Origin of the sequence: Nocardia sp. NPDC051900 (assembly GCF_044452545.1) — a bacterium.
Taxonomy (GTDB): domain Bacteria; phylum Actinomycetota; class Actinomycetes; order Mycobacteriales; family Mycobacteriaceae; genus Nocardia; species Nocardia sichangensis.
Genome location: NZ_JBITBU010000015.1, coordinates 82,107 through 95,985 on the forward strand (window position 1 = coordinate 82,107; position 13,879 = coordinate 95,985).

Sequence of the window (13,879 nt, forward strand, 5' to 3'; positions counted from 1 at the left end):
CACCCGGTTCGAGAGGAATTTCCGTGACAGACGACAGACGCCTGGCGCGCAACCCGATCGCCATCGTCGGGATGTCCGGGCTGCTGCCCAACGCCCACAATCATCGAGAGTACTGGCAGAACATCGTCGACGGCGTCGACTGCACCACCGAGGTCCCCGGGTCGCGCTGGAGCCTCGACGACTACTTCGATCCCGACCCCGCGACGCCGGACAAGACCTACTCGCGCCGGGGCGCGTTCCTGCCCGACATCGAGTTCGACCCGTTGGAATTCGGGCTGCCGCCCAACCAGCTCGAAGTGACCAGCACCATGCAGACGCTCAGCCTCGGCGTCGCGCGTGACCTGCTGCGCGACGCGGGCGCGGTGGACTCCGCCTGGTACGACGCCGGCCGCACCGGCGTGGTCCTCGGCACCACCGGCCCGGTGCCGCTGATGCACCCGCTGGCCGCGCGGCTGTCCACGCCGGTGCTGAAGGAGGCGGCGCGCTCGGTCGGTCTGTCCGACGCGGACGCCGACGCCATCGCCGATCGGTTCGTCGCGGCTTTCGCGCCGTGGGAGGCGAATTCGTTCCCCGGCCTGCTGGCCAACATCACCGCGGGCCGGGTGGCCAACCGGCTCGGTCTCGGCGGCATCAACTGCACCGTGGACGCGGCGTGCGCGGCCTCGCTGGCCGCCTTGCGCACCGCCATCGCCGAACTGCAGGACGGCCGCGCGGACATGATGATCACCGGCGGCGTGGACACCGAGAACACCATCTTCATCTACCTGTGCTTCAGCAAGGTCGGGGCGCTGTCGTCCAGCGGGCAGATCAGTCCCTTCTCCGCCGACGCCAACGGCACGCTGCTCGGCGAGGGCATCACCATGCTCGCGCTGCGCAGACTGGAGGACGCGCGCCGCGACGGCAACCGGATCTACGCCGTCATCCGCGGACTCGGCTCCTCCAGCGACGGCCGCGCCAAGAGCATCTACGCCCCGCGCGCGGGCGGCCAGCGCGTCGCGCTGGACCGGGCCTACGCCGACGCCGAGATCTCGCCCGCCGATGTCGCGCTCATCGAAGCGCACGCCACCGGCACGCCCGTCGGCGACAAGACCGAGCTCACCGCGCTGAAGGAGCTGCTGACCGACGCGACGCCGGAGCGGGCCTTCGCCGCCCTCGGCAGCGTGAAGTCGCAGATCGGGCACACCAAGGGCGCCGCGGGCACCGCCAGCGTGATGAAACTGGCTCTGGCGCTGCACCAGAAGGTGCTGCCCGGCACCATCAACGTCTCGGCGCCCAACGCCGAGATCGCCGCCGTCGACGCGCCGTACTACGTGAACACCCGCACGCGTCCGTGGATCCGTGACCCGCAGCGCCCGGTGCGCCGCGCGGCTGCTTCGGCATTCGGCTTCGGCGGCACCAACTTCCACGTCGTGCTCGAGGAGGCGGACGCCGACCGCGCCGCGCACCCGGTGCTGCACCGCACCGCCCGCGCGCACCTGTGGCACGCGCCCGACGTGTCCGGACTGATCGATGCGGTGCGCAGCGTCGCGCCGTCCGACGGGGGCGAGATCCCGGAGGATCACGCGCGCATCGGGTTCGTCTCGGTGGACGAGGAGAACGCCGCGCATCTGCGTTCGCTCGCGGTGGACGAACTGGTCCGCAACCCCGACGCCGCCGACTGGGAGCACCCCGAGGGCGTGTACTTCCGCGCCGCCGCACTGCCGGATCGCAAGGCGGGCGCGCTGTTCGCCGGGCAGGGCAGCCAGTACGTCGACATGGGGCTGGACGCGGCGGTGAACAATCCCGCGGTCGGCGCGGCGTTCGACGCGGCCAACGAGGCGTTCGCGGGCGCGCCGGTGCGGTTGTCGTCGGTGGTCTTCCCGCCGCCCGCGTTCGATGACGACGTGGCGGCGGAGCAGGAAAGCGTCTTGCGCCGAACGGAATTCGCGCAGCCCGCGATCGGCGCGCTGTCCGCAGGGCAGTTCACGGCGCTGTCGGACTACGGCTTCCACGCCGACGGGTACCTCGGGCACAGCTTCGGTGAGCTGACCGCGCTGTGGGCCTCGGGTGCGCTCAGCACGGCCGATTTCTTCGCGCTGGCTCGCGCTCGCGGCGTGGCCATGACGCCCGCGCCGGGTGTCGAGGCGGGCACCATGGTGGCGCTCGGTGCGTCCCGGCAGACCGCCGAGGAACTGCTCGACGGTGTCGAGGACGTCTGGATCTGCAATCACAACGCGCCCGACCAGGTCGTGGTCGGCGGCGGTGCGGAGGGGATCGCGGCCGTCGTCGCGCGCTGCGGCGCGCGTGGCGTGGCGACCCGTGCGCTGCCGGTGTCCGGTGCGTTCCACACGCCCTATGTCGCTCACGCCACTACGGCGTTCGCCGCCGCGATCACCGAGGTGCACATCGGCGCGCCGGACGCTCCGGTCTTCGCCAACACGCCGGACGCCCGCTACGGCGACGACGTGGCGGCCAACCGGGCCGTGCTGACCGAACAGCTCGGCAAGCCGGTCGAATTCGTGGCCGCGCTCACCGCGATGCGCGACGCGGGCTGCACCGTGTTCGTGGAGTTCGGGCCGAAGCAGGTGCTGACCTCGCTGGTGCGGCGCACCCTCGGCGACGACGTGGTCGTCATCGCGACCGACTCCGGCCCGATCGGCAATAGCGATCTCGCGCTGACCCGCGCGGCGGTGCGCCTGGCCGTGCTCGGGTTCGGCCTGCACGGCATCAACCGCTACACCGCGCCGGAGCCGGAGGCGGCGGTCACCGGTCGCGCCATGACGGTGACGATGTCGGCGCCGGAATACGTGCCCGACACCCGGCGCAAGTCCTACGCCGCCGCGCTCGACGCCGAATACCGGCTCAGCGTGCTCGCGGCGGCTCCCGCTCCGGTCGACAGCGTGGTCGATCACCAGCCCGCCGAGCAGCGGGCCGTGCCCACCGCTTCCACCGCAGCAACGGAGACACCCGTGTACCCCACACCGCAGCCCGCCGACACCGGTTCGGACGCGCTGGAGAGCGCGCTCGTCCAGCACCTGCACACGCACCGCCAGTTCCTGGACGGCCAGCTGGACATGGCCCGCGATCTGGCCGGCGCGCTCGGCGACGGCAGGGTCGACGCCGCCACCGTCCGCGCCATCGAAGCGGTCAAGGAACACGGTGTCGCGATCAGCCACAGCCACGCGCGGGCCAGCGAGGTGCTCGCCCAGCTGGTCGAGCTGGAGAGCGGCTTCGCACCGGTATCGCGGTCATCGACGCAGGTCACGCGCCCCGCGCCCGCCCCGCGCGCGGCGATCGAGCCCGCGCCGGTACGACGGCCGCTGGCCACCGCCATGGTCGTGGACGAACACCGCGCTCCCGCCCCGGAACCCGTCGCGGCGCCGGCTCCGGCGACGAACGGGCACGCTGCTCCCGCCGACCAGGTGACCGGCGACACGTTGCGCAGCGCGCTGCGCGAGGTGGTCGCGGAGAAGACGGGCTATCCGGTGGAGATGGTGGATCCGTCGATGGATCTGGAAGCCGATCTGGGTGTGGATTCGATCAAGCGGGTGCAGGTGATCGGCGCTCTGCAGGAACGTTTCCCGCAACTGCCGAACCTCGGCCCCGAGCAGTTGGGCACGGTGCGAACGCTGGACCAGATCGTCGAGCTGCTCGGCGCCACCGGCGCGCCGACCCCGGCCGCGCCGTCGGCGACATCGAACGGCGCCGCTCACGTGGTCACCGACGACCAGGTCTCGGGTGCGGCGTTGCGGCGCGCGCTGCGTGAGGTGGTCGCGGAGAAGACCGGTTATCCGGTGGAGATGGTGGATCCGTCGATGGATCTGGAAGCCGATCTGGGTGTGGACTCGATCAAGCGGGTGCAGGTGATCGGCGCTCTGCAGGAACGCTTTCCGCAGTTGCCGAGTCTGGGTCCGGAGCAGTTGGGCACGCTTCGCACGCTGGATCAGATCGCCGAGCTGCTCGGCGCGCAGGACGCCGGATCGTCGGCGAACGGCGCGGTCGCCCCGGCCGACGCTGAGGTGACGGACGAGGCGTTGCGGCGCGCGCTGCGCGAGGTGGTCGCGGAGAAGACCGGTTATCCGGTGGAGATGGTGGATCCGTCGATGGATCTGGAAGCCGACCTCGGCGTGGACTCGATCAAACGAGTGCAGGTGATCGGCGCGTTGCAAGAACGGTTTCCGAATCTACCGAGTCTGGGCCCGGAGCAGTTGGGCACGCTCCGCACGCTGGATCAGATCGTGGTGGAACTCGCCGGGACGGCGGGAGGTGATGTCCACCCAAAAGCTGAGGCCGCGGCGGGAACGTCGCGGCACGCCGTCGAACTGGTCGCGCTGCCCGCGCCGGATCGGGCGGTAGCGCCCTACCGGGACGGGGCGCGGGCGGCGCTCGTCGACCTGACCGGCGAAGCGGACTCCGGATCCGATGCGCTCGCGGCAGCGTTGAGCGGGCTCGGTTGGACTGTGCGACAGATGGATTCGGCAGACGGATTGGACGTCGAGCCGCTCGATCTCTGCCTCGTCCTGCTGGGCGGCACCGCCGACTGGGCGTCGGCGCAACGCCGCCTGACCGACGGCATCCTCCTGGCCGGCCGTACTGTGCCGCTGCTGCGCGGCGGATCGGAGCCAGCGGCCTTCGTGACGGTGACGCGGCTGGACGGCGCACTCGGTTTCCACGGCACCGAGCAGCCCGAACACGCGCTGCTCGGCGGGATCGGCGGTGTGGTGAAAACCCTGGCCGCCGAACAGCCGCAGCTGTTCTGCCGGGCGCTCGACGTCGACCCGGCCTGCTCCGCACGGCAACTGGCCGAGTTCGTCACCGCCGAGCTGTTCGATCCGGCTCGCGACACGCTCGAGGTCGGCATCGACACCACGGCGCGGCGATGGACTCCGGTGCCGAGCGGGCACGCGCCCGCGCGCACCGTTCTCCCGGTGCGCACGGGCACGGAGCAGGATGCCACCGTGCTCACCGCCGAGGACGTCCTGTTGGTCACCGGCGGCGCGCGCGGCGTCACGGCGGCCTGCGTGCTGGCGCTGGCCGCGCGCAGCGAGGCGCGCTTCGTGCTGCTCGGGCGCTCCGAACCGGCCGCCGAACCCGATTGGGCGGCAGAGGTTTCCGATGCCGATCTCAAGGCCGCCGCGGTACGCGCGCTGGCCGGTTCCGGCGCGAAGCCGCGCGATATCGAGCGTGCCGTGTCCGGAATCCGCGCAACACGCGAGATCCGGGAGACGCTGACCGCCCTCGGTTCCCGCGCCGAGTACCTCGCGGTCGACATCACGGACGAGCAGGCGGTCGCCGCCGCGCTCGCACCGTGGCGGGACTCGATCACCGGCGTCGTGCACGGAGCGGGAGTGCTGGCCGACTCCGTGATCACGGACAAGACCGCCGAATCGGTGGCGCGCGTGCTCGATCCCAAGATCGCCGGACTGGCGTCGGTGCTCGGCGCGCTCGGCGAACTGCGTCATCTGGTGCTGTTCACCTCCGTGGCCGGGCTGTTCGGCAATGCCGGTCAGGCCGATTACGCGGCAGCGAACGAGGCGCTCTCCCGATTCGCGGTGAGCTTGCGGGCGCAGCGGCCGAATTGCCATGTCACCGCGATCGACTGGGGCGCGTGGGATGGCGGCATGGTGACCCCCGCTCTGCGGGAACACTTCCGGACGCGCGGCGTCGAATTGCTCGACCCGCAGGTGGGCGCGGCGGCGTTCACCGAGCAGTTCACCCAGGCGCGCTCCGCGGACACGGTCGTGCTCATCGGACCCGCGAAGTCGTTGTCGGACACCACGTCCGCTGCCGGCACAGTGCGGGCGCGGCGGACGATCACCGGGATCACCGCGGACCCGATCATCGCGGCGCACCGGATCGGTGAGCACATCGTGCTGCCCGCGACCTTCGGGCTCGGCGCGATGATCAACTTCGCCGAACGCGGTCTGCCGGGCCGCACGGTGGTCGGCGTCCGGGACTTCGAAGTGCTCAAAGGCATCGTCTTCGAACGGCCGCTCCACGAATTGGAACTGGAAATCGCGCCGGAAGAGGGCGCGCCCACTGTGCGGGCGACGGTGCGCGGCGAGAATGCCGTCCGCTTCCGCGCGACCCTCGTGCTCGCCGAGACGCCGGATCGGCCACCGCGCAAGCCGGTGCCGGGTGGTTCTGTCGGCGAGGCGACCATCTACCGCGACGCCGTCCAGTTCCACGCGCCCGCGTTGCAGGGACTGCGCCGGGTCCGGGCGGTCTCGGACGACGCGATCGTCTTCGACTGCGAACTGCCCCCCGCCACCGTGGCGGGCGGAGCCTACGCCGGGCGGCTGCACGATCCGGTCCTGGCCGACCTGATCTTGCAGGGGCCGCCCGTGCTGGGCCACCGGCTGCTCGGCAGCGCCTGTCTGCCGCTCGGCGCCGGGCGGATCGACTACTTCCGGCCACTGCCCGCGAGCGAGCCGTTCGTGCTCACCGTGGACAACCCGCGCGCCGGTCGTGTCGACGCCCGGATCGACGCCACCGCCACAACGGCGGACGGCACTGTACTGCAACGTTTCTCGGACGTCACCGTGGTGACGACACCCGATCTGACGGAGAAGTTCCAGACCTCGGTGAGGCGGTGGATGGCATGACAACCCTGGAATTCGACGGGATTCCGTTCGATCCGGTGACGGCGCTCGCGGATACGGGGGAGGCCGTCGACGAGGCGCCGACGCTTCGGCCGGGCTCCGGCGACACGGTCACGCCGGCGAGCCCGTTCGCCGGGTACGCGGAGACGGCCCCGGCCGCCGGTCTCGCGGTCACCGGAACACAACCCGAGGCGCGGGCGGCGCATGCCGACGGCTCCGCCTCGCGTGCGGCCGGTCCGCTCGCCGAAATCCGCACCGGTATTGTCGCCGCGCACCGGGCGGCGTTGAGCGCGCAGCTGGCGATGCAACGGGCGGTGTGGCAGCGAGCGCTGCGCCGTTCGTCGGTCACGGCCGAGGCGGCCGGTCACGTCCACGAAGGACCAGAGGCGTCCGGCGTCCGGGGCGCATTCACCGCCGCCGAGTCCGCCTTCAAGCCGCCGGCTCGCACCGATCGCACGCGCCTGGATCGAGCGGACCTGCTCCGTCTCGCCGAAGGTGAGCTGAGCGTCTTCGGCTCCGCGTACCGGCGCCCCGGCACTGTGGCGGCGGCCCGGCTGGGCGGTTCGACCCGGCTCGCGCTCACCGAGGTGACTGGCATCGAGTTGTACGGCGGCTCCGGCAAGGGCAGCGTCGAAGCACGATTCGAGGGCGAACCGCACGCGGCGGCGATGCAGGTCGCGGAGGTGTTCGCGCTGTATCTGGGCCTGCCGCTGGTGCTGTCGGGCAGCTCCCTGGTCGCCGAATGCGCGGGTACGGTCGCGGTTGCCGCGTCCGGCACGATCACGCTGACGGTGACCGCGCTCGACTTGGTGCCCCGGCCGTACGTCACCGGCACTGTCCGCGTCGCGGGCGCGGAAGGCGCGCTCGACGTCACGGTCACGGTGGTGGAGCGTCCGGGCAGCGGGGTCGGCCCCGGCCAGGTCTCGGAAAGCCTGCTGCTCAACGAGTTCCACATGGCCCACCTCGCTCGGGGTGACCAAGGGATCGCCATGGGACCGGAATTCGCGGAGTACACCGGGGTGCGGGCGACCCGTCTGCCGACCGGCGGTCTGCTGCTGGTCGACCGGGTGCTCGACTTCGACGGCAAGCGCGGGAACCTGGACGGCGCGTCCTACACCACCGAATACGACTCACCCGCCGACTCCTGGTACTACGGCGACACCGCGAACGACTCCATGCCGCACTTCGTCTACATGGAGACCTCGTTGCAGGCGGCGCTGCTGATGGGTTATTACGCGGGCCCCACGCTCACCCAGCCCGGCACCACCCTGAGTCTGCGCAACCTGGGCGGCACCGCCACCGTGCTGCGGCAGCTCGACTTGCGGGACAAGACGATCCGCCAATCCTCTCGGCTGCTGTCCACCACTATCCTGCCCGGTTCGTCGCTGCAAACCTTCGACTACACGCTCAGCGTGGACGGCGAGCCGTTCTACACCGGCGAGACCATGTTCGGCTACTTCAGCGACGAGGCCTTGGCCAACCAGACCGGACTCGACGCGGGACGCCCCGCGCCGAGCTGGCTGGCGGAAAACCGGGGCGCACGGGTGCGCACCATCGATGTCGCCGCCCGCCGCGCGAACCCGGCCGCCCGCCTGTGCTCGAGGCGCACCCTGGCGCTGATCGACCGGGTCGAGGTGGTCGACGGCGGCGGCAGCTACGACTCCGGATATCTGCATTCGCTGCGCGAGATCGATCCGTCCGACTGGTATTTCGCCCGGCACTTCCACCTCGACCCGGTGATCCCTGGCTCGCTCGGTGTGGAATCGGTGATCCACGCGATCCAAGAGTGGATGATCGACGCCGGATTCGCCGACACGATCGGCGATCCGGTCTTCCGCATCCCCGCAGGCCGGACGTTCAGCTGGCGCTACCGCGGGCAGTTCCTGCCCACCGACGGCACCGTAGAACTCGAGGCCCACATCAAGGAGATCCACCGCGGCCCGCGCGGGGTCACCGTCGTCGCCGACGGTTCGCTGTGGAAGCCGGGGCTGCGCATCTACGAGCTGACCGATCTCGCGGTCGAACTCGTCGAGCGGGAGGAGCGCCGATGACCACGTCCCGGGCCGGTATCCTCGCCGACACCGCCGACGGCATCACCGCCGTCCTGTCCGACCTGACGCGCCCGTGCTGGATCGTGCGCCACGACGGCCGGGTGGGCGCGACGTCCGACGAGCGCACCGCGGCACACGCGCAGGTGCTCGCGGCGGTGGCTCCGCTGCCGCCCGAGCAGCTCGGTGATCGGCGATTTGCGGCCGCCCACGGCGTGCGAGCGGCCTACGCGGCAGGCGCGATGGCGAACGGCATCGCCTCGCCCGCCCTGGTTTCGGCGATGGCGCGGGCGGGATATCTCGCCTCCTACGGCGCGGCGGGCGTTCCACCCGCCGCGGTGGACGCGGCGCTGGCCGAGCTGAGCCGCACGCTGGTCGGAAAACCGTTCGCGTGCAATCTCATCCACAGTCCCTCCGAGCCCGCCTTGGAGCGCGCGATCGTCGACGCCTGCCTGCGGCACCAGGTTCGCTGCGTGGAGGCGTCGGCGTTCATGGACCTCACCGGTGAGGTCGTGCGTTACCGGGCGGCAGGGCTGGCCGTCGACCGGCAAGGACGCGTCGAGGTGCGCCACCGCCTGATCGCGAAGGTCTCCCGGGTGGAGGTGGCCGAGCCGTTCCTGCGTCCGGCTCCCGCACGGCTGCTGCGCGCACTGGTCGAAGCCGGTGACCTGACGCCCGAGCAGGCGCGGCTCGCCGAACATGTGCCGATGGCCGACGACATCACGGCCGAAGCCGACTCCGGCGGTCACACCGACCGCAGACCACTGCTGGTACTGCTGCCCGAGCTCATCGCGGCACGGGATCGACTGGCCCGCACCGTGCCCGCCGCCGCGGCCGTCCGCGTCGGCGCGGCGGGCGGCATCGGCACCCCCGCAGCCGCGGCCGCCGCCTTCGCGCTGGGCGCCGCTTACGTGGTGACCGGTTCGGTGAATCAGGCCACCGTGGAAGCCGCCCAGTGCGACACCACCAAACAGCTGCTCACTCAGGCGGATTTCGCCGACTGCGCCATGGCGCCGTCCTCGGACATGTTCGAGCTCGGCGTCCAGGTGCAGGTGCTGCGCCGGGGCACCATGTTCGCCACCCGCGCGCAGCGGCTCTACGACACCTACCGCGCCTATGACGGCATCGACGCGTTCCCGGCCGAGCTGCGCCGCGAGCTCGAGGCCACGCTGTTCCAGCGGCCCCTCGACGCCGTGTGGGAGGACTGCGTCAGCTACTTCACCGAACGCGATCCGGCCCAGCTGGCCGGCGCGGACGCGGACCCGAAACGCAAGATGGCGCTGGTGTTCCGGTGGTATCTGGGGCTGTCGTCGGGGTGGAGCATTCGCGGCGAGGCCGGTCGCGTCGCCGATTACCAGATCTGGTGCGGGCCCGCGATGGGCGGGTTCAACAACTGGGCGGCCGGAAGTTATCTGGCGGCGCTGCGCAACCGGCACGTCGCCGACATCGCCGACCAGATGATGCTGGGCGCTGCCTACCTCACCCGCGTCGCCCAGCTGCGCACCGCGGGCGTGCGGTTACCCGCCGACTGCGCCCGCTTCGTACCCCGACCGAGGGAGGAACGATGACCACACTGGAGACGGGTCCGGACACCCGGACCTCCTGGATGGTGTGCCCATCCTGCGCCGCCATGCTCTACGCCAAACGCTACGAGCGCGCGGGCCGGGTCTGCCCGGATTGCGACGGGCACGGCATGCTGACCGCGGACCAGCGCATCGAGGCGCTGCTCGACCCGGGATCGGCGCGGCACATCCAGCCGTCCGCCACCGCGGTCGATCCGCTCGGCTTCACCGACTCCCGGCCCTATCCCGAGCGGCACGCCGAGGCGAGCCGTCGCACCGGGCTGCCCGACGCTATCCGTTGCGTGCGCGGCACGATCGGCGGCGCACCGCTGGTGCTGGCGGTCATGGACTTCCGCTTCCTCGGCGGCAGTCTCGGCGCGGCCGTCGGCGAAGCGGTCACCGGCGCTGCCGAGACCGCGCTCGCGGCGCGGGTGCCGCTGGTGCTGGTGACCGCGTCCGGCGGCGCCCGCATGCAGGAGGGCATCCTCGCGCTGATGCAGATGGCCAAGACCAGTCAGGCGCTGCGCGAACTCGACGACGAGGGCGTGCTGACCATCTCGGTGATCACCGATCCCACCTACGGGGGCGTGGCGGCCTCTTACGCCACGTCCACCGACATCATCATCGCCGAACCCGGCGCTCGCCTCGGCTTCGCCGGACCGCGGGTGATCCAGCAGACCATCGGCGAGACGCTGCCCGCGGGCTTCCAGACCGCCGAATTCCTGCTCGAACACGGTGTGGTGGACATGATCTGCCACCGCTCGGCCCTGCGGGACCGGCTGGCCCGCCTGCTCGCGCTGGCCGCCGACAGCAAGCGTCCCGTCGCGTTCGCCGACGACGAGAATCCGGTCCGCGCCGACGCGACCCAGCTCGCCCCGCGCGACGCCTGGCAGAGTGTGCGCGCCGCGCGCGAACTCGCCAGGCCGACCACGCTGGACTACTTGGCCGCGTCGTTCGACGAATTCGTGGAGCTGCACGGCGACCGCTTGGCGGCCGACTGCCCGGCCATGATCACCGCGCTGGCCCGCCTCGACGGCGCGCCGGTCGTGGTGATCGGCACTCAAAAGGGACACACCGCAACCGAATTGGCGCAGCGCAACTACGGCATGCCCACCCCGGCCGGATACCGGAAGTCGGCCCGCGTGCTGCGCCTGGCCGCCAAGCTGGGCATTCCGGTGATCACCCTGGTCGACACCGCGGGCGCCTACCCCGGTGTAACCGCCGAGGAACAGGGGCAGGCCGTCGCCATCGCGGAATCGCTCAAACTGCTCGCCGGACTGCCCGTTCCGGTGGTCACCGTGATCACCGGCGAGGGCGGCAGCGGGGGAGCGCTCGCACTGGCGGTGGCCGATCGAGTGATCGTCTGCGAGAACGCGGTCTATTCGGTGATCAGCCCGGAAGGGTGCGCCTCCATCCTGTGGAAGGACGCTACCGCCGCACCCCGCGCCGCCGCCGCCTTGCGGGTGGACTCGACCTCCTTGCTCGAACTCGGCGTCGCGGACGGCGTACTGCCCGAGCCGCCGGGCGGCGCACACCGCGATCCCGCCGCGGCCGCCGCCGCCCTGCGTCAGGCGCTGCGCCACGCCGTGGCCGATCTGGCGCGACTCCAGGCGGCGCAACTGCTCGACCGGCGCCACCACCGTTTCCGTGTCTTCGGACTGTCCACGAACGATCAGGAGAAGTGATGACCGAGTCCGTGACCACCGAGCCCGCGGGCCGCGCGCTGAATCCGGTCGACGCCGACCAGGCGCTGACCGTGCTGTCGCGGCACGCGCTGTCCGTGCGGGCCGAGACCGCGCCGACCTCGGTGACCGTCGCCAACGGCCCGCTGGTGCTGCGGATCAGCTGGGATGGGCACAACGGCACCAGTGGGCCGGTCGCCGTCGCACCCACGGCGGCCGCCCCGGTCCCCGCGGCGCCCGCAGAGTCCGCGCCGCGGGACACTCGTCCGGACGCGGATACTTTCACGCTGACGGCGGAAACCGTCGGCGTGTTCTATCGCGCGCCCGAACCCGGCGCGTCGCCGTTCGTCGCCGAGGGCGACCCGGTGCGGGCCGGTCAGCAGGTCGGCATCGTCGAGGCGATGAAGCTGATGATCCCGGTGACCGCGACCAGGGAGGGGCGGGTGGCGGAATTCCTGGTGGAGAACGGGGAAGCGGTCGAGCACGGCGCGCCGCTGCTGGTGCTCGAGGTGGTGCGATGACCGTGCGGCCGATCCGCAAGGTGCTCGTCGCCAATCGCGGCGAGATCGCCGTGCGGGTCATCCGCACCTGCGCCGAACTCGGAATCTCCACCGTCGCGGTGTATTCCGCGGCCGACGCCGACTCGGCTGCCGTCCGGCTGGCCGACCAGGCGTTCCGGATCGGTCCCAGGCCCGCGAAGCGCAGCTACTCCTACATTCCCGCGATCATCGAGGCCGCCAGGGCCACCGGCGCAGACGCCATCCACCCCGGATACGGGTTCCTCTCCGAGGACCCGGATTTCGCCGAGGTGTGCGAGGCGGAGGGGTTCGTGTTCGTCGGCACCCCCGCCGCGATCATGGCCGATCTCGGCGACAAGTCGACGGCACGGTCACTGATGGCCGCGGCGGGGCTGCCGCTGCTGCCGGGCAGCCGTGAGCCGCTCGACACGGTGGACGAGGCGCACGCCCTCGCCGACGACATCGGCTACCCGGTGATCATCAAAGCGGTCGCGGGGGGCGGCGGCCGCGGGATGCGGGTCGTGCGTGACTCGGCGGACTTCGCCGCGACCTGGCAGGAGACCCGAGCCAACGCCACCGCCGTGTTCGGCGACGGACGCCTGTACGTGGAGCGCTACCTCGACTCGGCGCGGCACATCGAAGTCCAGATCCTGGCCGATCGGCACGGCACGGTGCGGCATCTCGGCGCGCGCGACTGCTCCTTGCAGCGGCGGCACCAGAAACTCGTCGAGGAGTCGCCCGCACCGGGGCTGTCCGAGGAACTCGTCGCCCGGATCGGGGCAGCGGCCGTGCGCGGCGCCGAAGCCGTCGGCTACGTCGGGGCGGGAACCTTCGAATTCCTGTTGGATCAGCGGGGCGATTTCTACTTCATGGAGGTCAACTGCCGGCTACAGGTCGAGCATCCGGTCACCGAGATGGTCACCGGCATCGACCTCGTCGCCGAGCAGTTGCGCATCGCCTCCGGGCTGCCGCTGGCGTTGTCCGCCGACGTCGCCACGCCGCGCGGTGTGTCCATCGAATGCCGGATCAACGCCGAGGATCCGGAGCGCGAATTCGCACCCGCCCCGGGCACGCTCGCCGAATGCACGCTGCCCGGTGGGCCGTTCGTCCGGATCGACACCCATGTCGGCCCCGGCTATGCCATTCCGCCGCACTACGATTCGCTGCTCGCCAAGATCATCGTGTGGGCTCCCGACCGTCCCGCGGCCATCGCGCGGATGCGCCGGGCTCTGGCCGAGACCAGAATCCGTGGCAGGGGCGTGGCCACCACGACCGAATTCCTGCACGACATCCTCGATCACCCCCGATTCCGCGCCGCGGATCACGACACCGCCCTCATCGGGACCCTCACCACGGTGTCGCGCGTCGCCTCATGAAGCCGCCGCCATCGGACGCGGTGACGGCCCGCGTCCGATGGCGGCGCACTTTCGATCGCTGCACGGGGCCCGGTCCATGCGGACCGGGCCCTCGCCGTCTCCGATGCGAGCC

General features: G+C 71.5%; 6 protein-coding genes. All 6 read left to right on the top strand.

All coding sequences use genetic code 11. From position 1 onward, the window contains the following. Positions 1–23: 23 nt before the first annotated feature. From ACIA5H_RS24895 to ACIA5H_RS24920, 6 genes are read left to right on the top strand one after another with little or no spacing between them, the layout of a single operon-like run. Positions 24–6,584 (top strand): SDR family NAD(P)-dependent oxidoreductase, encoded by a 6,561-nt coding sequence (locus ACIA5H_RS24895; RefSeq protein ID WP_397077566.1) that lies wholly within the window; start codon positions 24–26, stop codon positions 6,582–6,584. Further along, on the top strand, positions 6,581–8,632 hold the full coding sequence (locus ACIA5H_RS24900; RefSeq protein ID WP_397077568.1) for a beta-hydroxydecanoyl-ACP dehydratase: 2,052 nt from the start codon (positions 6,581–6,583) through the stop codon (positions 8,630–8,632). Before ACIA5H_RS24895 ends, ACIA5H_RS24900 begins: the two co-directional genes overlap by 4 nt. Beyond that, a complete protein-coding gene (locus ACIA5H_RS24905) occupies positions 8,629–10,197 on the top strand; it encodes a PfaD family polyunsaturated fatty acid/polyketide biosynthesis protein (RefSeq protein ID WP_397077570.1) in 1,569 nt (522 codons plus the stop codon). Before ACIA5H_RS24900 ends, ACIA5H_RS24905 begins: the two co-directional genes overlap by 4 nt. Next, positions 10,194–11,876, top strand: a complete 1,683-nt coding sequence (accD, locus tag ACIA5H_RS24910; RefSeq protein WP_397077572.1) for an acetyl-CoA carboxylase, carboxyltransferase subunit beta — start codon at positions 10,194–10,196, stop codon at positions 11,874–11,876. The genes ACIA5H_RS24905 and accD overlap by 4 nt, the downstream gene beginning before the upstream one ends. Further along, a complete protein-coding gene (locus ACIA5H_RS24915; RefSeq protein ID WP_379252752.1) occupies positions 11,876–12,394 on the top strand; it encodes an acetyl-CoA carboxylase biotin carboxyl carrier protein in 519 nt (172 codons plus the stop codon). The genes accD and ACIA5H_RS24915 overlap by 1 nt, the downstream gene beginning before the upstream one ends. Then, entirely contained in the window at positions 12,391–13,767 is a 1,377-nt protein-coding gene (locus ACIA5H_RS24920; protein ID WP_397077575.1) for an acetyl/propionyl/methylcrotonyl-CoA carboxylase subunit alpha, read from the top strand. The genes ACIA5H_RS24915 and ACIA5H_RS24920 overlap by 4 nt, the downstream gene beginning before the upstream one ends. The last annotated feature ends 112 nt before the right edge of the window (positions 13,768–13,879 follow it).

Bases quoted from the DNA above. Each gene is read 5' to 3' on its own strand.
- ACIA5H_RS24905 (WP_397077570.1), top strand. From the start codon at position 8,629: ATGACCACGTCCCGGGCCGGTATCCTCGCCGACACCGCCGACGGCATC.
- ACIA5H_RS24920 (WP_397077575.1), top strand. From the start codon at position 12,391: ATGACCGTGCGGCCGATCCGCAAGGTGCTCGTCGCCAATCGCGGCGAG.
- ACIA5H_RS24900 (WP_397077568.1), top strand. From the start codon at position 6,581: ATGACAACCCTGGAATTCGACGGGATTCCGTTCGATCCGGTGACGGCG.
- ACIA5H_RS24915 (WP_379252752.1), top strand. From the start codon at position 11,876: ATGACCGAGTCCGTGACCACCGAGCCCGCGGGCCGCGCGCTGAATCCG.
- accD (WP_397077572.1), top strand. From the start codon at position 10,194: ATGACCACACTGGAGACGGGTCCGGACACCCGGACCTCCTGGATGGTG.